This window comes from Rhodoferax sp. MLSD5-FHT05B10, assembly GCF_058793415.1.
Window position 1 is genome coordinate 113,368 of sequence record NZ_JBXAFT010000006.1, and the last position, 20,533, is coordinate 133,900.

General features: G+C 67.4%; 26 protein-coding genes. 22 read left to right on the forward strand and 4 right to left on the reverse strand.

Going from position 1 to position 20,533, the window contains the following annotated elements:
• Window positions 1-54: 54 nt before the first annotated feature.
• The 5 genes from AC1Q5W_RS11195 (at window position 55) to AC1Q5W_RS11215 (ending at window position 3,721) form a co-directional block, all read left to right on the forward strand.
• Window positions 55-1,176, forward strand: a complete 1,122-nt coding sequence (locus tag AC1Q5W_RS11195; RefSeq protein ID WP_492644565.1) for an alkene reductase — start codon at window positions 55-57, stop codon at window positions 1,174-1,176.
• Window positions 1,177-1,343: 167 nt separating this feature from the next.
• The gene (locus tag AC1Q5W_RS11200; RefSeq protein ID WP_492646145.1) at window positions 1,344-2,519 is read left to right on the forward strand and encodes an ABC transporter substrate-binding protein; all 1,176 of its coding nucleotides are present in this window, start codon (window positions 1,344-1,346) and stop codon (window positions 2,517-2,519) included.
• Between the two features lie 163 nt (window positions 2,520-2,682).
• On the forward strand, window positions 2,683-3,003 hold the full coding sequence (locus AC1Q5W_RS11205; protein ID WP_492644564.1) for an ElaB/YgaM/YqjD family protein: 321 nt from the start codon (window positions 2,683-2,685) through the stop codon (window positions 3,001-3,003).
• Window positions 3,004-3,024: 21 nt separating this feature from the next.
• Complete coding sequence (locus AC1Q5W_RS11210; protein WP_492644563.1) at window positions 3,025-3,426, forward strand: phage holin family protein; 402 nt, start codon at window positions 3,025-3,027, stop codon at window positions 3,424-3,426.
• Window positions 3,407-3,721 carry a YqjK family protein gene (locus tag AC1Q5W_RS11215; RefSeq protein WP_492644562.1) on the forward strand — a complete coding sequence of 105 codons (315 nt, stop codon included), beginning with the start codon at window positions 3,407-3,409 and terminating at the stop codon, window positions 3,719-3,721. Before AC1Q5W_RS11210 ends, AC1Q5W_RS11215 begins: the two co-directional genes overlap by 20 nt.
• 1 nt (window position 3,722) lies before the next feature.
• Here the strand turns inward: AC1Q5W_RS11215 and AC1Q5W_RS11220 are convergent, their stop codons facing one another.
• Window positions 3,723-5,975: a heavy metal translocating P-type ATPase gene (locus tag AC1Q5W_RS11220; RefSeq protein ID WP_492644561.1), complete on the reverse strand. Its 2,253-nt coding sequence runs from the start codon at window positions 5,973-5,975 to the stop codon at window positions 3,723-3,725.
• Window positions 5,976-6,137: 162 nt separating this feature from the next.
• Between AC1Q5W_RS11220 and AC1Q5W_RS11225 the strand changes: the two genes are divergently transcribed.
• The 9 genes from AC1Q5W_RS11225 to AC1Q5W_RS11265 all read left to right on the forward strand — a co-directional run bounded on the left by AC1Q5W_RS11225 (window position 6,138) and on the right by AC1Q5W_RS11265 (window position 13,214).
• On the forward strand, window positions 6,138-6,335 hold the full coding sequence (locus AC1Q5W_RS11225; protein WP_492644560.1) for a heavy-metal-associated domain-containing protein: 198 nt from the start codon (window positions 6,138-6,140) through the stop codon (window positions 6,333-6,335).
• Window positions 6,319-6,783, forward strand: coding sequence for a Cu(I)-responsive transcriptional regulator (gene cueR, locus AC1Q5W_RS11230; protein WP_492644559.1), 465 nt, complete (start codon window positions 6,319-6,321; stop codon window positions 6,781-6,783). Before AC1Q5W_RS11225 ends, cueR begins: the two co-directional genes overlap by 17 nt.
• A 216-nt stretch (window positions 6,784-6,999) precedes the next feature.
• Window positions 7,000-7,338, forward strand: a complete 339-nt coding sequence (locus AC1Q5W_RS11235) for a HesB/IscA family protein (RefSeq protein WP_492644558.1) — start codon at window positions 7,000-7,002, stop codon at window positions 7,336-7,338.
• Entirely contained in the window at window positions 7,335-8,771 is a 1,437-nt protein-coding gene (gene sufB, locus AC1Q5W_RS11240) for a Fe-S cluster assembly protein SufB (RefSeq protein WP_492644557.1), read from the forward strand. The genes AC1Q5W_RS11235 and sufB overlap by 4 nt, the downstream gene beginning before the upstream one ends.
• Before the next feature lie 20 nt (window positions 8,772-8,791).
• On the forward strand, window positions 8,792-9,559 hold the full coding sequence (gene sufC, locus AC1Q5W_RS11245) for a Fe-S cluster assembly ATPase SufC (protein ID WP_492646144.1): 768 nt from the start codon (window positions 8,792-8,794) through the stop codon (window positions 9,557-9,559).
• Window positions 9,556-10,869, forward strand: coding sequence for a Fe-S cluster assembly protein SufD (gene sufD / locus AC1Q5W_RS11250; RefSeq protein WP_492644556.1), 1,314 nt, complete (start codon window positions 9,556-9,558; stop codon window positions 10,867-10,869). The genes sufC and sufD overlap by 4 nt, the downstream gene beginning before the upstream one ends.
• Complete coding sequence (locus tag AC1Q5W_RS11255; RefSeq protein WP_492644555.1) at window positions 10,866-12,113, forward strand: SufS family cysteine desulfurase; 1,248 nt, start codon at window positions 10,866-10,868, stop codon at window positions 12,111-12,113. Before sufD ends, AC1Q5W_RS11255 begins: the two co-directional genes overlap by 4 nt.
• 9 nt (window positions 12,114-12,122) lie before the next feature.
• Entirely contained in the window at window positions 12,123-12,623 is a 501-nt protein-coding gene (sufU, locus tag AC1Q5W_RS11260; RefSeq protein WP_492644554.1) for a Fe-S cluster assembly sulfur transfer protein SufU, read from the forward strand.
• A gap of 30 nt (window positions 12,624-12,653) precedes the next feature.
• A complete protein-coding gene (locus AC1Q5W_RS11265; protein WP_492644553.1) occupies window positions 12,654-13,214 on the forward strand; it encodes a NifU family protein in 561 nt (186 codons plus the stop codon).
• 93 nt (window positions 13,215-13,307) lie between these two features.
• Here AC1Q5W_RS11265 and AC1Q5W_RS11270 read toward each other — a convergent pair whose 3' ends face one another.
• Window positions 13,308-13,592 carry a DUF2249 domain-containing protein gene (locus tag AC1Q5W_RS11270; protein ID WP_492644552.1) on the reverse strand — a complete coding sequence of 95 codons (285 nt, stop codon included), beginning with the start codon at window positions 13,590-13,592 and terminating at the stop codon, window positions 13,308-13,310.
• An 81-nt stretch (window positions 13,593-13,673) separates the two neighbouring features.
• Between AC1Q5W_RS11270 and AC1Q5W_RS11275 the strand changes: the two genes are divergently transcribed.
• The 7 genes from AC1Q5W_RS11275 (at window position 13,674) to AC1Q5W_RS11305 (ending at window position 18,386) form a co-directional block, all read left to right on the forward strand.
• Complete coding sequence (locus AC1Q5W_RS11275) at window positions 13,674-14,879, forward strand: NnrS family protein (protein ID WP_492644551.1); 1,206 nt, start codon at window positions 13,674-13,676, stop codon at window positions 14,877-14,879.
• Between the two features lie 33 nt (window positions 14,880-14,912).
• Window positions 14,913-15,383 (forward strand): RrF2 family transcriptional regulator, encoded by a 471-nt coding sequence (locus AC1Q5W_RS11280; RefSeq protein ID WP_492644550.1) that lies wholly within the window; start codon window positions 14,913-14,915, stop codon window positions 15,381-15,383.
• On the forward strand, window positions 15,380-16,621 hold the full coding sequence (serA, locus tag AC1Q5W_RS11285; protein WP_492644549.1) for a phosphoglycerate dehydrogenase: 1,242 nt from the start codon (window positions 15,380-15,382) through the stop codon (window positions 16,619-16,621). Before AC1Q5W_RS11280 ends, serA begins: the two co-directional genes overlap by 4 nt.
• Window positions 16,622-16,632: 11 nt before the next feature.
• On the forward strand, window positions 16,633-17,088 hold the full coding sequence (locus AC1Q5W_RS11290) for a hemerythrin domain-containing protein (protein ID WP_492644548.1): 456 nt from the start codon (window positions 16,633-16,635) through the stop codon (window positions 17,086-17,088).
• A complete protein-coding gene (locus AC1Q5W_RS11295) occupies window positions 17,085-17,342 on the forward strand; it encodes a DUF2249 domain-containing protein (protein WP_492644547.1) in 258 nt (85 codons plus the stop codon). Before AC1Q5W_RS11290 ends, AC1Q5W_RS11295 begins: the two co-directional genes overlap by 4 nt.
• 91 nt (window positions 17,343-17,433) lie before the next feature.
• The gene (locus AC1Q5W_RS11300; protein WP_492644546.1) at window positions 17,434-17,631 is read left to right on the forward strand and encodes a YgaP family membrane protein; all 198 of its coding nucleotides are present in this window, start codon (window positions 17,434-17,436) and stop codon (window positions 17,629-17,631) included.
• Window positions 17,632-17,783: 152 nt separating this feature from the next.
• Window positions 17,784-18,386, forward strand: coding sequence for a glycine zipper 2TM domain-containing protein (locus AC1Q5W_RS11305; protein ID WP_492704175.1), 603 nt, complete (start codon window positions 17,784-17,786; stop codon window positions 18,384-18,386).
• Between the two features lie 28 nt (window positions 18,387-18,414).
• On the opposite strand, the gene AC1Q5W_RS11310 is transcribed toward AC1Q5W_RS11305, so the two are convergent.
• Window positions 18,415-19,323, reverse strand: coding sequence for a recombination-associated protein RdgC (locus AC1Q5W_RS11310; RefSeq protein ID WP_492644544.1), 909 nt, complete (start codon window positions 19,321-19,323; stop codon window positions 18,415-18,417).
• A 191-nt stretch (window positions 19,324-19,514) separates the two neighbouring features.
• Here AC1Q5W_RS11310 and AC1Q5W_RS11315 point away from each other — a divergent pair, with 191 nt between their 5' ends.
• On the forward strand, window positions 19,515-20,102 hold the full coding sequence (locus tag AC1Q5W_RS11315; RefSeq protein WP_492644543.1) for a Spy/CpxP family protein refolding chaperone: 588 nt from the start codon (window positions 19,515-19,517) through the stop codon (window positions 20,100-20,102).
• Window positions 20,103-20,104: 2 nt separating this feature from the next.
• Here AC1Q5W_RS11315 and AC1Q5W_RS11320 read toward each other — a convergent pair whose 3' ends face one another.
• Complete coding sequence (locus AC1Q5W_RS11320) at window positions 20,105-20,470, reverse strand: glutaredoxin (RefSeq protein ID WP_492644542.1); 366 nt, start codon at window positions 20,468-20,470, stop codon at window positions 20,105-20,107.
• Window positions 20,471-20,533 lie beyond the last annotated feature (63 nt).

Sequence of the window (20,533 nt, forward strand, 5' to 3'; positions counted from 1 at the left end):
GACATACCCGTGCACCGCGCCCCCTTTTCATTCCCTTCACTGCAGCACTATCCCATGACCACTTTGTTCGATTCCCTCCAGACCGGCCAGCTATCCCTGGCCAACCGCGTCGTCATGGCGCCCCTCACCCGCAACCGCGCGCCCGGCGCCCTGCCCACCGCGCTGATGGCCACCTACTACACGCAGCGCGCCGACCCGCGCGACGGTGCCGGCCTGATCGTGACCGAGGCCGTGGCCATCAGCCACCAGGCCCAGGGCTACGCCGACGTGCCCGGCATCTGGAGTGAGGCCCAGGTGGCTGCCTGGAAGCCGGTCACGGCGGGCGTGCACGCCGCCGGCGGCAAGATCGTGATGCAGCTGTGGCACGTGGGCCGGGTCTCGCATGTGGACCTGCAGCCCGGTGGCCAGGCACCGGTGGCCCCGTCGGCCATCACCGCCAAGACCAAGACCGTGCTCATCAAGGACGGCGCGGCCCAGTTTGTGGACACTTCCGCCCCCCGCGCCCTGACACTGGACGAACTGCCCGGCATCGTGCAGGACTACCGCCGCGCCGCCCGCAACGCCATCGCCGCCGGATTTGACGGCGTGGAAGTGCACGGCGCCAACGGCTACCTGCTCGACCAGTTCCTGCGCAGCGGCTCCAACCACCGCACCGACGCCTACGGCGGCCCCATCGAGAACCGCGCCCGCCTGCTGCTGGAAGTGATGCGTGCCGTGTGCGAGGAAATCGGCGCCGGCAAGGTCGGGCTGCGCCTGTCACCCGTCACCCCGGCCAACGACGCCGCCGACCCCAACCCCACGCCCCTGTTCACCTACGTGGTGCAGCAGCTGGCACCGCTGCAGCTGGCCTACCTGCACCTGATCGAAGGCGCCACCGGGGGCCCGCGCGACTACCAGCAGGGCGATGCCCCGTTCGACTACGCCGCCCTGCGCCAGGCCTACCGCGCAGCCGGCGGCCAGGCCGCCTGGATGGTGAACAACGCCTACGACCGCGCGCTGGCCGACCAGGCGCTGGCCGCGGGCGCCGATCTGGTGGCCTTTGGCCGGCCCTTCATCGCCAACCCCGACCTGACCCGCCGCCTGCGCGAGGGGGCCGCGCTCACCGCGGGCGACCGCACGACCTACTACGGCGGCGGCGCCCAGGGCTACACCGACTACCCGGCGCTACCAAAGTAATAGCTGTTGACGCAGAAACCACGGGGGTTTACCCCCGATTTCACCCGCAAAAACGGAACCCTGCGCGGACGCGCCCGGCGCGAGCGGCCAGACTGCATACACTACGGGCTGGCCAGCTCACACAAGGACCTCTCATGCACAGCAACCGGCGTCGCGTCATCGGCATCATGGGCGCAGCAACCATGGCCCTCACCATGGCGTTTTCGGCCCAGGCCCAGTCGGGCCCGCCCCTGAAGATCGGTGTCATCGGCCCGCTCAGCGGCCCGTCGTCCGACTTCGGCACCCCCATGCTCGAAGGCGTGCAACTGGCCGTGGACGAGATCAACGCCGTGGGCGGCTACCTGGGGCGCCAGCTGACCCTGGTCATCAAGGACGACCAGGGCAACCCCGACGTGGGCCTCAAGGGTGCGCAGGAACTGGTGGCCGAGGGCGTTTCCGCCACCATCGGTTTCTGCAACACCGGCGTGGCGCAGAAGGCGCTGGACACCTTCCAGAACGCCAAGCTGCCGCTGATCATTCCCTGCGCCACCGGCACGCCGCTCACCACCAAGTTTGCGGCCCCCACCAGCTTCATCTTCCGCACTTCGGCGCGCGACGCCATCCAGGCCCCCTTCGTGGTGGATGACATCGTGGCACGTGGCTGGACCAAGGTAGCCATCTTTGCCGACACCACCGGCTACGGCGAGGCCGGCCTGAAGGACGTGGAGGCCGCGCTCGCCGCCAAGGGCCTGAAGGCCGTGCATGTGGCACGCTTCCCACTGGGCGTGAAGGACCTGCAAGGCGAGCTCAAGGCCGCGCGCGACGCCGGGGCCGACGTGGTGTTCAGCTACACCGTGGGTGTGGAAAACGCTGTCATCGCCAACGGCCGCAAGGAACTGAAGTGGAAAGTGCCGCAAGTGGGCGCCTGGACCCTGTCCTTCCCCTTCTTCATCAACGGCGCCCGGGACGCCGCCGAAGGCGCGCTGATGGCGCAGACCTTCATCGCCGAACCCAGCAACGAGCGCCGCGCCGCATTCCTGAGCGCCTACAAGCGAAAGTTCAACAAGGCCATGGCTGTGCCCATGTCGGCCGCCCAGGCCTACGACAGCACCTACCTGTTGACCTACGCGCTGCTGGGCATCCGTGACGGCAACGCGACCGGTCCGGCCATCAAGACGGCGCTCGAATCCATGTCCAAGGTGTACTACGGCATCGTGACCACCTACGACCACCCCTTCACCCGGGACGACAAGGACGCCATCTCGCAGAACATGCTGGTCATGGGCAAGGTCCGCAATGGCGCCGTCACCTTCGCCCACCCGGAAGACGCCCGGCGCAACCTGATCGTGCAGCGGAAAAAATAGCACTCGGCACCCGGTCGGGCCGGTTCAGGCCGCCCCGACCCCGATGGGCGCCGGCGCCTTCTGCACGATCCGCGTGAGCAGGCGCTCAAAGGCCGGGGGACCGGAAAACCGGCGAATCTGCTACGCTGTCTCCCCGATCCCTTTGTGTTGCGAAAGGTACGCCATGTCCACAGCCCAATCCGCCCCCCTGAGTTCCGAGGAAAAACTGGTGCACGACATCAAGTCCGTGATCGCCGACGCCGAAGACCTGCTCAACGCCACGGCCGACCAGACCGGTGACAAGATCGTCAGCCTGCGCGCGCGCATCCAGGAGCGCCTGAAAGACGCCCGCACCCGCCTGGTCGCCGCCGAAGCCGTGCTGCTGGAAAAGACCCGGGCCGCCGCCCGCGCCACCGACGCCTATGTGCACGAGTCGCCCTGGCAGGCCGTGGGCATCGGTGCCGGCATCGGCTTCCTGCTGGGCTTCATCCTGGGGCGCCGCTAGCCAGTGCCCGACCGCCCCACCATGAGCACCCCACCCGACACCAGCGCCTTCGAAACCGCCAAGGCCAAAGCCGCCACACTGCTGGCGCTGGGGCACACGCGGCTGGAACTGCTGGGCAACGAGCTGGAAATCGGCGGGCGCACCGCCCTGCGCCGGTTGATGCTGGCGCAAGCCCTGCTGTTCGGTGCCGGGCTGGCCATCGTGCTGACGGTGATTGCGCTGGCCCTGCTGTTCTGGGAGCAGCGCCTGCTGGTCGTGGTGCTGGCTGCCGGCCTGGCCTGGGCCCTGGCGGTCGGCTGCTACCTGGCCCTGCGCCAGGGCACCCGCAAGGCCGAACCCCTGTTTGCCGCCAGTCTGGCCGAACTGCAGGAAGACCTGCACCAACTCCGAGCCGCCACCGGCCATGGACCCCAGACTGACTGAGCTGTACGAGACCCGCGCCCGCCTGCGCGGGCGCATCGGCGCCCAGCGCGAGCAGCTGGCGCGTGACCTCGCGCCGCTGGCGCAGGCCCTGCACACCGTCGACCGCGCCCAGGGGCAGTACCGCAAGGCCCGGGACTGGCTGCGCGCGCACCCCGGCCTGGTCACGGCCGCCGTCGCGGCCCTGGCGGTGTGGCGCCCCCGCGGCGCCCTGCGCTCCATGCGCTGGGGCCTGACAGGCTGGCGGCAATGGCGGCGTGTGCAGGCGTGGGCCGGCACCGGCGCCAAGGCACCCTAGTTCAGTCCTGCGGCGGTACGCTGCTGGCCACCGGCGGCGTCCAGCGCTTGAGCAGCAGGGCGTTGCTCATCACACTCACCGAACTCAGGGCCATGGCGGCTCCGGCCACCACCGGGTTCAGGTAGCCCAGCGCCGCCAGCGGAATGCCCGCCACGTTGTAGGCAAAGGCCCAGAACAGGTTCTGCCGAATCTTGGCGACCGTGCGGTCCGAGATGTCGAGCGCCGCCGCCACCAGCGCCACCTCGCCGCGCATCAGCGTGATGCCCGCCGCGTGCATGGCCACATCCGTGCCGTTGCCCATGGCCAGGCCCACGTCGGCCGCCGCCAGCGCCGGCGCGTCGTTCACGCCGTCACCCACCATGGCCACCGTATGGGCGCCGCCCGCCTTCAGCTGCGTCACCTGCGCGGCCTTGTCGCCCGGCAGCACCTCGGCCAGCACTTCACCCTCTTCCGGCCGCAGTCCCAGGCGGCGCGCCATGGCTTCGGCGGCACCGCGGTTGTCGCCGGAAATCATCACGGTGCGGATGCCACGCGAGCGCAGCGCCGCCAGCGCCTCCTTGGCACCCGGCTTGGGTTCGTCGCCAAAGGCCATCAGGGCGCGCAATGTCAAGCCGGCAGTGGTGCGCTCGGCCATGGCCGACACCGTGGCGCCCTGGGCCTGCAAGGCCGCCGACCGCGCACCGAGGTCGCCCAGGGACACGCCCAGTTCCTCCATCCAGCGCAGGCTGCCGATGAGGTAGCTCTTCACCCCCACCTCGCCCTCGCTGCCGCGTCCGGGCACGGCACGCACGTTGTCCGGCGCCTCCACGGCCATGCCCTTTTCCGCCGCCGCTGCCAGCGTGGCGCGGGCCAGCGGGTGCTCGCTGCCGCTTTGCAGGCTGGCGGCCACGCGCAGGGCCTGCGCTTCATCCATGCCGCCGTCGGCACCGGGCGGCGCCACCACCAGGGCCGTCAGGCGCGGTTGGCCCACCGTCAGCGTGCCGGTCTTGTCAAAGGCCACCACGCCAACCTTGTGCGCCAGCTCCAGCGCCTGGGCGTCCTTGATCAGGATGCCGTGCTTGGCCGCCACGCCCGTGCCGGCCATGATGGCCGCCGGCGTGGCCAGCCCCAGCGCGCAGGGGCAGGCAATCACCAGTACCGCCACGGCGTTGATCACGGCGGCTTCGAACGCAGCGCCATGCCCCATCCAGCCCACCAGGGTGATGAGCGCCACCACCAGCACCACCGGCACGAACACCGCCGCCACCTGGTCCACCAGGCGCTGGATGGGCGCCTTGGCCGCTTGCGCGTCCTCCACCAGGCGGATGATGCGCGACAGCACCGTGTCCACGCCCACCGCCGTGACCTGCAGCACCACGCGGCCCTCGCCGTTGATGGAGCCGCCCGTCAGCTTGTCGCCCACGTCCTTGGCCACCGGCAGGGGCTCGCCGGTGAGCATGGACTCGTCCACCTGGGTGTGGCCTTCGCACAGCGTGCCGTCCACCGGGAAACGCTCGCCGGGCTTGACCACCAGGCGGTCCCCCACCAGCACCTCCATGACCGGCACGTCCACCTCGCCGTCGCCACCGATCCAGTGCGCCACATCGGGCCGCAGCGCGTGCAGGGCGCGGATGGCCGCCGTGGTCTGGCGCTTGGCGCGCGCTTCCAGCCACTTGCCCAGCAGCACCAGCGTCACCACCACCGCCGAGCCCTCGAAATACAGATGCACCATGGCGCCCGGCGCGGCGCTGAGCCACAGCCACACGGACAACGCCCAGCCGGCCGTGGTGCCAATGGCCACCAGCAGGTCCATGTTGCCGGTCAGGGCCTTGAGCGCGTGCCAGCCGGCCTTGTAGAAACGGGCGCCCAGGATGAACTGCACCGGCGTGGCCAGGGCGAACTGCATCCAGGCGCTGAGCATCCAGTGCTGGCCCAGCAGATCGCCCACCATGGGCAGCACCAACGGCGCCGACAGCAGCAGGCCCGCCGCCACCGGGCCAAAGCCGGCCCAGGGCGAGGCGTCGTCCACTGCGTCCATCTGCGCCGGCGTGCGCGGCTCGTAGCCGGCGTCCCGCACCGCGCGGCGCAGCCGGGCTTCCATCTGCTCGTCGCCCGAGAAGGTGATGCGCGCCGACTCGGTGGCCAGGTTCACGGTGGCGTCGGTCACGCCCGGCACCTTTTTCAGGGCCTTTTCCACCCGGGTCACACAGGAGGCGCAGGTCATGCCGCCGATGCCAATGTCGAGTTCGGGTTGCACAGCAGTCGTGGTGTTCATGGTGGGCTCGCAGTCAATTTGGGGCTAGCCTAAGGCTTGCCATGGTGGCAAGGTCAAGCCCGCTCGCTCCCGCAACCATACACCGGACAGGGTTGCTTGACTCTCCCATCATGGCAAGGTTCAGACTATGCTCCTGTACCACCCCATCAACAAGGATTTCCCATGAACCAGACTTTCACCGTTACCGGCATGACCTGCGGCCACTGCGAAAAGGCCGTTACCCGCGCCCTCAAGCAGGTGGACCCGCAGGCCGAGGTCCAGATCGACCGCGCGCAAAACCGCGTGCAGGTGCAGTCCACCCAGCCGCGCGAGGCCCTGGCGCACGCCATCGCCGAAGAAGGCTATGCCGTCGCGGACTGACACGCCGGACGCGCCGGTCGCCATCGGCGAGGCGGCTCGGCGCAGCGGCGTTTCGGCCAAGATGCTGCGCCACTACGAGTCGCTGGGGCTGCTGGGCCAGGTGCGCCGCACCGACAGCGGCTACCGCCAGTACAGCGCCGCCGACGTGCACACCCTGCGCTTCATCAAGCGCAGCCGCGACCTCGGTTTCTCCATGGCCGAGATCAGCGAACTCGTCAACCTGTGGCAAAACCGCCGCCGCGCCAGCGCCAGCGTCAAGCGCATCGCCCAGAAGCACCTGGACGACCTGGGGGCGCGCATCGAGTCCATGCAGGCGATGCAGCGCACGCTGCACCAGCTGCTGCACCACTGCCACGGCGATGAGCGCCCCGACTGCCCCATCCTGGACGACCTGGCCGGCACGCCATCCACCGGGGGCGCCACGGTCCCAAGTCCGCACCCGCAGTAGGGTTCATCAGGTTTGTAGCGCCTCCAGCGCGCCCCGATTGCTATTAATTCAGTAGCTATTCACGCATATTCCGCGGCGCATGGAGCCGGTTTTCATGCAAAAAACGGCGACTCCCTGCGTCCCGGAACCACCGGCCCGCCTCCGCGGCGCGGTTTGACAAACGCCGTGCGGGGTATAAGATTTATCTTAAATATATCTTTAACAAGGACACACACCATGGCCATCACCCTGACCGAAACCGCAGCCCGACAGATCAGCGCCCAGCTTGCCAAGCGCGGCAGCGGCCTGGGCCTGCGCGTAGGGGTCAAGCCCGTGGGCTGCTCGGGCCTGGCCTACACCTACGACATCGCCGACGCGCTGGAGGCCGGCGATCAGGTGTTTGAGCACTTCGGCGCCAAGCTGGTGGTCAATGCGCAAACCCTGGGAAGCCTGGACGGTTCCACGCTGGACTACGTGAGCGAAGGCATGAAGAAGACCTTCCAGTTCGACAACCCCAACGTCAGCAGCACCTGCGGCTGCGGCGAGAGCTTCAACCTGAAAAAGGCCGCACCATGAGCAGCACGCTGCAGGAGCTGGTCAACCAGCCCTACCCGTACGGTTTTGTCACCGACATCGCCTCGGATGTCGCCTCCAAGGGCCTGAACGAGGACACGGTGCGGCTGATCTCGGCCAAGAAGAACGAACCGCAGTGGCTGCTGGACTTCCGCCTGAAGGCGCTGCGCCACTGGCTCACCCTGCAGGAGCCGGACTGGGCCAACGTGAAACATCCGCCCATCGACTTCCAGGCCATCAGCTACTACGCCGCGCCCAAGCGCAAACCCAAGCTGGCCAGCATGGACGAGGTCGACCCCGAGCTGCTACGCACCTTCGAGAAGCTGGGCGTGCCGATGCACGAGCGTGCGGCGCTGGCCGGCGTGGCGGTGGACGTCATCTTCGACAGCGTCTCCGTCACCACCACCTACAAGGCCAAGCTGGCCGAGGTGGGCATCATCTTCGGCTCCATTTCCGAGGCCGTGCAGACCCACCCGGAGCTGGTGCAGAAATACCTGGGCACCGTCGTGCCACCGGGCGACAACTTCTACGCCGCGCTGAACTCGGCGGTGTTCACCGACGGCTCGTTCTGCTACATCCCCAAGGGCGTCAAATGTCCGATGGAGCTGTCCACCTATTTCCGCATCAACACCGAGGAAACCGGCCAGTTCGAGCGCACGCTGATCATTGCCGAGGAAGGGGCGTCGGTGTCGTACCTGGAAGGATGCACCGCGCCCAAGTTCGACACCAACCAGCTGCATGCCGCCGTGGTGGAGCTGGTGGCGCTGGACAACGCCGACATCAAGTACTCCACCGTGCAGAACTGGTACGCCGGCGACGAAGAAGGCCGCGGCGGCATCTACAACTTCGTCACCAAGCGCGGCCTGGCCAAGGGCGTCAACTCCCGCATCGCCTGGACCCAGGTCGAAACCGGCTCGGCCATCACCTGGAAGTACCCCTCCTGCGTGCTGGTGGGCGACAACTCGGTGGGCGAGTTCTACTCGGTGGCGGTGACCAACCACCACCAGCAGGCCGACACCGGCACCAAGATGATCCACATCGGCAAGAACACCCGCAGCACCATCGTCAGCAAAGGCATCTCGGCCGGGCAGTCCAACAACAGCTACCGCGGTCTGGTGAAGGTGCTGCCGACCGCCGCCAACGCCCGCAACCACTCGCAGTGCGACTCGCTGCTCATCGGGCAGCAGAGCGGCGCCCACACCTTCCCCTACATCCAGGTGCGCAACGCCAGCGCGACCGTGGAGCACGAGGCCTCCACCTCCAAGATCGGGGAAGACCAGCTGTTCTACCTGGCCCAGCGCGGCATCGCGCCGGAGGACGCCATCTCCATGATCATCAACGGCTTCTGCAAGGACGTGTTCCGCCAGCTGCCCATGGAATTCGCGGTCGAAGCGACCAAATTGCTGGGGTTCAAACTCGAAGGGAGCATCGGATGATTCTGCACAACAGCCCCACCCTGCTGGAGGTGCGCGACCTGCACACCAGCATCAGCGGCACCCCCATCCTCAAGGGCCTGGACCTCACCGTCAAGCGCGGCGAGGTGCACGCCATCATGGGACACAACGGCTCGGGCAAGAGCACCCTGGCCAAGGTACTGGCGGGCCACACGGCCTACACGGTCACGGCCGGAACGGTGCGCTTCGAAGACCGCGACCTGCTGGAACTGCCCCCCGAGCAGCGGGCGCGTGCCGGCGTGTTCCTGGGGTTCCAGTACCCCATCGAGATCCCCGGTGTGGCCAACAGCCAGTTCCTGCGTCTGGCCTACAACACGGTGCAGGCCGGACGCGGCAAGGAGGAACTCGACCCGCTGGAGTTTGACGACCTGGTGCGCGAAAAGATGCAGCTGCTGGAGATGAATCCCGACTTCCTGCAGCGCAGCGTGAACGAAGGTTTTTCCGGCGGCGAGAAGAAACGCAACGAGATCCTGCAGATGGCGCTGCTGGAACCCCGCCTGGCCATCCTGGATGAAACCGACTCCGGCCTGGACATCGACGCGCTGCGCGTGATCTCCCAGGGCATCAACCAGCTGGCCAACCCCGACAACGCGCTGGTACTGGTGACGCACTACCAGCGCCTGCTCAACTACATCGTGCCCGACTACGTGCACGTCATGGCCGATGGCCGCATCGTCAAGACCGGCGGCAAGGACCTGGCGCTGGAACTGGAGGAGCGGGGCTACGACTGGATCACCGCCGAAGCCCGGGCCGGGGGAGCGCTGGCATGAGCACCACCGCCACGTCCGCCTGGCTGGAGGCCCTGCTGCGCGACCAGCCCCCGTCCCCGGCCGCCTGGGACGCTGCGCTGGCCTGGCTGAAGCCGCTGCGTGCCCAGGCGCTGGAACGGGTCAACGCCCTGACGCTGCCCACCGTGCGCGAGGAAGCCTGGCGCTTCACCGATATCTCCCCGCTCACACGCCAGACCCTGCACCCGCTGCGCACGCCCACACCCCTGCGGGAAGCCGACATCGCACCGTTTCACATCCCCGAGGCCGGCACCCGCCTCGTCTTTGTCGACGGCGTCCACGCGCCCGCGCTTTCCTGCACGGCGCCGGACTCCGCCGCTACGGCAAGCACCCTGCAAACCGCACCGCCATCCCTCGCCGCCGGCCTGGCGCCACACCTCACCCGCCACGCCACCTTCCACAACGCCCTGTTCACGGCCTTGAACACGGCCTTCCTGCAAGACGCGGCCCTGCTCACCGTGCCGCGCAACACCGCGCTGGCAAGCCCGGTGCACCTGCTATACATCGCCACCCAGCCCGCGGTGGCCAGCCACCCGCGGCTGCTGCTGGTTGCCGCGCCGGGCAGCGCCGTGACCGTGGTGGAAGACTACGTCTCCCTGCACGCGGGCGCCGGCTTCACCAATGCCGTCGCCGAAATTGTGGTGGGGGCCAACGCCAAGGTAGAGCACATCCGCCTGCAGCGCGAAAGCCACCAGGCCATCCACATGGGACGCTGCGACGTGTCGCTGGCCCCGTCGGCCCGCTACCACGCCGTCAGCATTGCGCTGGGGGCGCACATTTCCCGCCAGGAACTCGCCGTGCAACAGACCGGCGAAGGCACCGAGTGCACCCTCGACGGTCTGGCCCTGCTCAGCGGCCAGCAACTCGCCGACACGCACACCTTCATCGACCACGCCCGCCCGCAGGGCCGCAGCCGCCAGCTGCACAAGACCATCGTCGACGGTACGGCGCACGCCGTGTTCAACGGCAAGGTCCGGGTGGCTCCGGGCGCCCAGGGCACCGACTCGGCCCAGACCAGTCGCAACCTGCTGCTGACCCCGCAGGCAGTGGTGGACACGCAGCCGCAGCTGGAAATTTTTGCCGATGACGTGAAATGCACGCACGGCGCCGCCGTCGGCCAGCTCGACAGTGAAGAAATCTTCTACCTGCAAAGCCGCGGCCTGTCCCGGGAAGCGGCGCGCAAGCTGCTGACCTACGCCTTCGCCGCCGACGTCATCGACCGCATTCCCGTGGCCTCCCTGCGCCAGCAGCTGGAAACCGCGGTGCTGGAACAAACCCGCCACCAGCCATGAACACCACCGCCCCCACCACGCCATCCACCCTCGACGTGGAACGCATCCGCGCCGACTTTCCCATCCTGCACCAGCGCGTGGCGGGCAAGCCGCTGGTGTACCTGGACAACGCGGCCTCCAGTCAGATGCCGCAGGCCGTCATCGACCGTCTGCTGCATTACCGCACGCACGAGCACGCCAACATCCACCGCGCGGTGCACACGCTGTCGGCGCGGGCCACCACCGCCTACGAGGGCGCGCGGCGCACGCTGCAGCACTTCCTCAATGCCCGCGAGGAGCGCGAGATCATCTTTACCAGCGGCACCACCGACAGCATCAACCTGGTGATGCAGGGCTGGGGACGCAAATTCATCGCCGCGGGCGACGAGATCATCCTGAGCGTGCTGGAACACCACTCCAACATCGTGCCGTGGCAGATGCTGGCCGCCGAAAAAGGCGCCACCCTGCGCGTGGTGCCCATGAACGACGCCGGGGAGCTGCTGCTGGACGACTACGCGGCGCTGTTCAACGCGCGCACACGCCTGGTCAGCGTGGGCCATGTCTCCAACGCACTGGGCAGCGTCAACCCGATCCAGCAGATGGTCGCCCTGGCGCATGCCCACGGTGTGCCGGTGCTGGTGGATGGGGCCCAGGCCGCGCCGCACCTCGCCGTGGACGTCCAGGCGCTGGACTGCGATTTCTATGCCTTCTCCGGCCACAAGATGTGCGGCCCCACCGGCATTGGCGTGCTCTATGGCCGCGCCGCTCTGCTGGAGCAGATGCAGCCGTTCAAGGGCGGTGGCGACATGATCCATACCGTCACGTTCGAAAAGACCACCTACAACACCATTCCGCACAAGTTTGAAGCCGGCACGCCACCCATTGCCGCGGCCATCGGTCTGGGGGCCGCGGTGGACTACCTGTCGGCCATCGGCATGCCGGCCATTGCGGCGCACGAGCATGCCCTGCTGCAGTACGCCACGCAGCAGCTGGGCGCGCTGCCTGGCGTGCGCCTGGTGGGTACGGCCGCGCAGAAGGCGGCAGTGCTGTCATTCACCGTGGCCGGCATCCATCCGCACGACGTGGGCACCCTGCTGAACCAGGAAGGCGTTGCCGTGCGCACCGGCCACCACTGTGCCCAGCCCCTGATGCAGCGGCTCGGCGTGGCCGCCACTTCGCGCGCCTCGTTTGCGTTCTACAACACGCAGGCCGAAGTCGACGCGCTGGCGGCAGGCATCCGCGCCGTCCAGAAAATCTTCGCCTAGGACCGCGCCATGAGCACCGACCCCAAAGCCCTGTACCAGGAAGTCATCCTGGACCACAACAAGAAGCCGCGCAACTACGGCGCGCTGGACCACGCCAGCCACCAGGCCGAAGGGCTCAACCCGCTGTGCGGCGACCACATCCACCTGGCGCTCCAGTTGGCAGGCGACACGGTGGCTGCCATTGCCTTCCACGGCGAGTCGTGCGCCATCTGCAAGGCGTCGGCCTCCATGATGACGGTGGCCGTCAAGGGCAAGCACCGCGACGAGGCACAGACCCTGATCCAGGAATTCGTCGACATGGCCACCGGCCGCCCCGACCCGGCCAGTGGCCAGGCCGTGGGTCCGCACATCGGCCGCCTGGCCGTGTTTTCCGGCATCAGCGAGCTGCCCATGCGCGTGAAGTGTGCCGTCCTGCCCTGGCACACGCTGCAGTCTGCGCTCAAGACCGGGGGCACAACGTCCACCGAAGCCGAAAACGACCCCATGCACACGCCGCTGGACGACGCCTGAGCCCGCACCCCATGCCGTGAGGAACCCGCCATGCCCAAGATCGCCGACATCGAGACCACGCCCAACCCCAACGCGGTGAAGTTCGTCCTGCGCGAGCCGCTCACCTGGGGCGTCACCCATTCGTACGAAAACGCCGAACAGGCGCAGGACGACGCGCTGGCGCGCGCGCTGTTCGCCATCCCGCATGTCACCAACGTCTTCTATGTGGACCGCTGGCTCACCGTCACCCAGGACGGTGCCGTGGAGTGGGAAGAGCTGGCGCGCGAAGTGGCCGTGCCGATACGTGCCGCGCCGGCCGCGGCCGACCAGTCAGCGGCGGCCGTGTTTGCCGCACGCGAAGCGTTCGATCACCTGAGCGCGGCCGACCAGCAACGCCTGGACGACATCAACCTGATGCTGGACCAGCAGATCCGCCCCTACCTGCAAAGCGATGGAGGCGACCTGCATGTGCTCAGTCTGGTGGGCAACCAGCTGGTCGTGCATTACCAGGGTGCCTGCGGCACCTGCCCGAGCTCCATATCGGGAACTCTGCAAAGCATCGAGAACCAGCTGCGCATGCTGGAACCCGATCTGGAAGTGATCGCGGCCTGAACATGACCCCCACGCTCACGCACTGCGTGTCGTTCGCTGCCCCCCAAAGGGGGCCGCGTTTCGCCTTGGGGCGGCCCGGCGGCGAAACCTAACCTAGCCGCCGCAGGCGCCGCAGCAATGGTCCACGCCGTGCTTGCCCTTGAGCTTGGTCACGGCAACGCGCCAGACCTCAGGGCCGCTTTCCAGGTATTCCCAGGAAAACAGGTTGGGCTTCTCCAGCTCGAACTGGCTGCGCAGCGTCAGGGGGTCATGGTCGCTGACCAACTCCATGGTCATGTCGACGCCGAGCTGCTCGAACGTCCAGAAGACCAGCGTGCGGCGGTCCTTGGCAGGCATGGGGCGGGTATCGACTTCAACAGCGTGGGTAACCTGGGTCATGGCAAGGGCTCCTTGAATAAATGGAAAACTTATTATAAGATGTATATAAAATGAATCTTATGAATATTTCCTGAAGCCACCATGCCAACACCGCCCATTCGCATCGCTGCCATCCCCTCGCCGCAAAAGCCTGCGCCCAAAGCCCCGGTCGCCCCCAGCATGAAGGCCTTTCTGGAACTGGCCTTCAGACCGCTGTACCTGGCAGGCGTCGCCTGGGCGTTGGTCGCCATCGCCTTGTGGATCTACGCACCCTCCGTGCTCACGGCTCCCTTGGGCGGCATTGCCTGGCACGCCCACGAGATGCTGTGGGGCTTCATCGCCACCATTGCTCTGGCGTTTCTGATGACCGCGGGCGCCAGCTGGACCGGCATCACCCCCATGACGGGCAAGGTGCTGGCGTTGGCGTGCGTGTTGTGGGCGGTGGCGCGCATAGGATTCCTGCTGCCGCTGGAGGCCGCCTTCTGGGTCGCCACCGTGTCGGAACTGGCGTTCTTCCTACTGGGCTCGGTGGCCATGCTGCGCGCCGTGGTGGTCTCCAAGAACAGCCGCAACTACGCCGTGCCGGGCCTGTTGGCGGGTCTGGGCGCCACCGACGGACTCTACCTGCTGACCGCGCGCGGCGGCGACTACCTGCTGCTGATGCAGCGCTTCAACGCCGGGCTGCTGGTCATGGCCCTGATTGCCTTGCTCATTGGCCGACGCGTGATCCCGTTCTTTGCCATGCGCGCGGTGCACGGCCTGAATATTCCCAAGCATCTGGAAACCGGCTGGGTGCAGCTGGGCGCGTGCGCGGTGGCCGTGGTGAGCCTGCTGGCGGGCGTGAACCTGCTCAGCGCCGCAGCGCTGGGACTGGCCGGTGTGCTGGCCCTGGTGCAGCTCATCAGCTGGAAGCCGCTGGCGGTGCGGGCCAACGCCCTCCTGTGGATTCTGTACGTGGGCTATGCCGCCATCGGCGCCGGCCTGCTGATGGCCGCCTTGCAATACGCCGGGGTGGACCTGCCGCGCGTCTTGCCGGTACACACCATCGCCATGGCGGGCTTCTCGGTCCTCATCATCGGCATGGTCACCCGCACCGCACTGGGCCACACCGGACGGCCGCTGGCCACGGACCGCACCATGCGCGCCAGCTACTGGCTCATGCTCATCGCCGTGGCGCTGCGCCTGGCCGCCATTGCCAGCACGCCCGCCACCGCCGCGCTGCTGCACATGGCCGGCGCTGCCTGGATTGCGTCGCTGGCGCTGTACCTGTGGCAGTTCACCCCTATCTTGATCCGCCCGCGGCAGTGAGCCACGGCCTGCCGCAGTAACTCGGAGTTCTCCATGCGCCTGACCACCATGACCGACTACGCCGTACGTCTGCTGATCTACGTGGCGCAGCAGCCGGACCGTCTGTGCACCATCGCCGAAGTGGCCAACGCCTATGCCATCTCGGAAGCACACCTGATGAAGATCACGCACCAGCTCAGCCTGTCGGGCTGGCTGGAAACGGTGCGCGGCAAAGGCGGCGGCATGCGGCTGGCGGCGGCGCCCTCAGCCATCAACCTGGGGGCGGTGGTGCGCAGCATGGAGCCCGACTTCTACCTCGTGGACTGTCTGGCCGGCAACACGGCCTGCACGCTCACGGGCAACTGCAAGCTCACCGGGATCATGAACGGGGCGCTGCAAAACCTCATGCAGTACTTCAACCGCTATACCCTGGCCGACCTGCTGCCCCAGGCGCCCCTCGGTGTCGTGGCCTGCGGCACCCTGCAGCCGCGCATGCCCATCACTCCATACGGACCCCTGCCATGACCCACCCCACGACCGACCGCCCCACGCCCAAGGCGGCTCTCAAAGCCGTGCTGCTCGAAGGCATTCACCCTTCGGCTGTGGACGCCTTGCACCACGCCGGCTACACCCAGGTCATCACCCACGCCAAGGCCCTGGCCGGCGACGCGCTGCAGGAGGCCCTGGCCGATGCGCACTTCGTGGGCATCCGCTCGCGCACCCAGCTCACCGCCGAGGTGCTGCAGCACGCACCGCAGCTCACCGCTATCGGCTGCTTCTGCATCGGCACCAACCAGGTGGACCTGAAAGCCGCCATGCGCCTGGGCATTCCGGTCTTCAACGCACCGTTTTCCAACACCCGCAGCGTGGCCGAACTGGTGCTGGCGCAGATCATCATGCTGATGCGCGGCATTCCGGAGAAAAATGCCGTCCTGCACCGGGGCGGCTGGGTCAAGAGCGCGGCGCATTCCTACGAAGTGCGCGGCAAGACGCTGGGCATCGTCGGCTACGGTCACATCGGCACCCAGATCGGCGTGCTGGCCGAGCAGCTGGGCATGCAGGTGCTCTTTCGCGACATCGAAGCCAAACTACCGCTGGGCAACGCGCGCGAAATGCCCAGCCTGGAAGCGCTGCTGGCCGCCGCCGACGTGGTCAGCCTGCATGTGCCCGAAACACCCCAGACGCAGAACCTGATGGGTGCCGCACAACTGGCTGCCATGAAGCCCGGCAGCCACCTGATCAATGCCTCACGCGGCACCGTGGTCGACATCGATGCGCTGGCCGCCGCCCTGGACCGCCACCACCTGCACGGCGCAGCCATCGACGTTTTCCCGGTCGAGCCGCAAGGCAACGACGCCGTCTTCACCTCGCCGCTCACGCGCTTTGACAACGTCATCCTGACGCCCCACATCGGCGGCTCCACGTCCGAGGCCCAGGTCAACATCGGCAAGGAGGTGGCGGCCAAGCTCATCCGCTACAGCAGCAACGGATCCACCACCTCGGCCGTCAACTTCCCGGAAGTGGCGCTGCCCGAACACACGGGCCGCAGCCGCCTGCTGCACATCCACAAGAACGTGCCCGGCGTGCTGGCCCACGTCAACGAGCGCCTGTCGGCCGCCGGCATCAACATTGCCGCGCAGTACCTGAGCACATCGGAAGAGGTGGGCTACGTGGTGATTGACGTCGACAGCGCCGCCAGCCAGTCGGCGCTGGCCGAACTGCGCGCCGTGCCGGCCACCATCCGCTGCCGCATCCTGTACTGACCCACCCCCCCATGCAACGCGCCGAAGCACTCCGCGACCTCTCGCGCGAGCACCATGAAGCCCTGGTGCTGGCGCGCCGTGCCCGCTCCACCGCCGTAGCCAGCGCAGAAGCGCACACGCAATGCGCCCACCTGCTGGAACGCTGGGCGGTGCAGTTCGAGCCGCACTTCGTGCGGGAAGAAAACACCCTGCTGCCGGCACTGGCCCAGGACGGGCAGACCGCACCCGTGGCCCTGGCACAGGAGCAGCACGCCACCCTGCGCGGCCTGGTGCAACGCCTGCGCAGCGGCGACCTGCAGGCCCTGGCGGCATGGGGCGACGCCATGGACGCCCACGTGCGCTTCGAGGAACGCACCCTGTTTCCCCTGGCCCAGACCGTACTCGACCCCTCTGTGCTGACCGACGTGATGAACCGGACAGCCCATAACCCTCCCTCATCTCCCAACCCAGAAAGGCAACAACCATGACCCAAGTCCACAACCACACCACGCCCGAAGCCATCTACCCGTTCGACGCTCGCGGCGTCGCCAAGCGCTTTCGCCACGCCGCCATCTTTGGCGCACTGGACGCGTTGACCCCCGGCGAAACCATGCGCTTCGTGAACGACCACGACCCGCTGCCCCTGCTGGGTCAGCTGCAGGCGCGCTACGGCGCCGCGGTGGACATCGAATACCGCCAGCGCGACCCCGGCGCAATCGTCATCGACTTCAGCAAGCGCTGAACGCGGCTGCCCGCGGTCCGACACCAGTCACCGACTCGGAGTAAGCTAGGGTGCCCTCGTGGCATCTTTGGCTTATTTCAGGAGGAACACCATGAAACTCAACGTTGGCGGCATGGACCGCGTCTTGCGCATCGTCGCCGGTCTGGTTTTGATCGGCTTGGCTGTTACCGGAACCATTGGCATGTGGGGCTGGTTGGGCATCGTGCCGCTCGCCACCGGCGCCATCGGCTGGTGCCCGGCCTATACCCTCTTCGGTTTCGGCACCTGTGCCGTCAAACCCAAGCCCTGAACGGCCACGTAACCCATAGCACCTGCCCCGCGGGTGCTACAAAATGATCCGCATGTAAGACCTTGTTACGGCGGTCGTCCCGGCACAGTAGGGACCGTTAAAGTCTGAGAAACCGCTACGTCTGGCGGTATGGGCTTTGACCCTCCCTACTGATGCAACCTACCCCTTTTTCCCAAAATGCATGCGCCACCCATACCGTGGCACGCTTGCGCGGGGGCGCCCTGGCGTCCCTGCTGGTCCTTTCTGCCTCCCTGCTGAGCCTGGCCCCCGCGGCCCGCGCCGATGACCTGGGAACCCTTCTGGGTGGCGGCGCCGGCGCGGCGGCCGGTGCCGTGCTGGGGCAATCCGTGGGTGGAAAGAACGGCTCCATCCTGGGTGGTGCCATTGGCGGCGCTACCGGCGCAGCAGTCAGCACCCGGGGTTCCGGGCAAAGCGGTGCCGTCATCGGCGGCGCGGTGGGCGGTGCTGCCGGCGCCGCGGTCGGCCACTCCATGGGGGGCTCCACCGGCGCCATCCTGGGCGCCGGAGCCGGAGGCGCCGCGGGCGCCAGCCTGGGCAAGGGCGTGTCGCAACGCCAGGGTCCGTATGCCGACAGACGCGGTCCCCGCTACGAAGCCAGCTACCGCCAACACGGACGCCACCATGGGCGCGAGCACTGGCGCGACGAGCGGGAGCACGACCGCGGTCACCACTACGGGCGGGATGACCGCCGGGACCGCGACTATGCCTACGGCCGCGGTGAATACCGGGACTAACACCCCACCCGGCACCGCAGCGTGCCGGTCAGGCTAGCGCTGCTTCACCTCCCAGGGCTTCCAGCAAGTCCGGAATCAGCTTTCGCAATTCGCCCGTGGCAATGGCCACGTCGGCGTCGAACGTGTCGTCCTTGCCGTCGCCCGGACTGGACGCTGCGTTCTCGAACACGGTGTCCAGAAAGGCCACTTTCTTCAGCTGCAGGGCCTCGGTCAGCACAAACGACACCCGGTCGTCCCAGGTCAGTGCCAGCCGCGTGGGCACCTTGCCCATGGCGATGTGCTGGCTCACTTCGTCGGTATCCAGGGCGTGGCGTGTGTAGCGCACCACGGCTTTCGACTCGTCTGCCGCCTTGAGCTCGCATTCCCGGTCCACGCTGAAGCCGGGAGGAGCCTCCTTGGTGGACAGCCACAGCGCCATGGCGGCGGCGGGCGAGGTCTCGGTGTTGATCAACTGCACCACCAGGCCGTCCATGGCCTTGATCAGGCAAGTCATCACCTCGTCGGCCTTGCCCTGGCTGCCGGCGTCGGTCACCAGCAGGCCGGAGGCCGGGTCCGCCCACACCAGCACGCTGGACTGTTTGGTAAACGCCATCGGCAACAGGGCCAGGCGGGCGTCGTCGCTGATCTCGCGCTTTTCCTTCTTGCCCGGCTTGCGGCCCGTGGTGGCCTCGATGTGGTCCAGTTGGTCCTGCACCTTGCGCTTGACCACGGACGACGGAATCACCTTCACTTCCATCATCAGCTTGAACAGCCACTGGCCGCCCACCACCTCCACCAGGGGGCCGTTGGCATGCCCGCGGGGCTCCAGCCAGCCGACCGACTTTTCCTGCGATGCGCCGCATTCCACAAAACGGTCCACTTCCAGCGCCTCTTCCACCGGGGCCACCGCAGCGGGCCAGCCGGACACAATGCGGTACATCATCAAATTCTTGAACACAAGCTACCTTTTTCCTGTTGAGGGTCTGTCATCGGAGGGCTATATTGTCAACGCAGTGTGTGCCCTCCTTCTTTCGCGTTACTTTACAAAGTCTTATCAGGGCGCAATGCGGCAGACACACGGGTACCCCACACTGGCTTCCAACCTGGCTGCGATTTCCGCGTCAGACCACTGAAAAAAAGGATGTCACCATGAAACCCGGAATCAAATCCCTTGTCGTCGCTGGCCTGCTGGCTTCTGCCGGTCTGGCCGCCTATTCGCAACCGGCCGACGCCGACTGCGGCTACCGCTCCATGATGGGCGGTGGCGGTTACGGCTCCATGATGGGTGGCTACGGCTATCAGCAGGGCGGCGGTCAATGGGGCCCGCGCGGTGGCCGGATGGACCCGGCGCGCATCGACGCCTATATGGCCCGACGCAATGCCGACCTGAAAACCAGGCTCAAGATCACGTCCGCCCAGGAAGGCGCCTGGACCGCCTACACCGCCGCCATGAAGCCGCCGGCCACCGCCTTCGACAAGCGCCCGGATCGTGCGGAGCTGGACAAACTCAGCACCCCCGAACGCATCGACAAGATGCACAGCCTGCGCACCCAGCAACTGGCCGACATGAATGCCGCCCTGGACCAGCGTGACGAGGCCACCAAGACCCTGTATGGAGCCCTGAGCGCCGAGCAGAAAAAGGTGTTTGACGCCGAGCACAACCGCATGGGGCGCCGCTTCAGCGAGCGCCGCGGACCGGCGCCTGATGCCGCCAGCGACAAGCCTGCCAAGAAATAGGCTCAGGCCAGCATCTTCCCGAGCTCGCCACTGGCAATCAGGGCCTCGACGTCGGTGGCTCCACCCACCAGGGTGCCCTTGACGAACACCATGGGAAATGTGGGCCAGCCGGTCCACATTTTCAGCGCGTTGCGCTTGCGCCAGGTGTTGAAATAGCTGCCGTATTCCAGGTAGGTGTAGGCCACGCCGGCTGCATCCAGCGCCTTGCGGGCGCGCTTGGGCATGGGGTTCATGGCCATGCCCACCACCACCACGGCATGGTTCGCCACCGCCGACTGCACCGCCTGCACGATGTCCTGGTGCAGCGTGGCGACCCGTTCACGGATGGCGGGGTGGATACTGGACTCGCTGAGAATGGGGCGCGGCATGGAAAGCTCCTGCGGGGTGGAAAGCGGCCATTATGCGCAGGCCCGGCCCAGGGTGCCTGACGG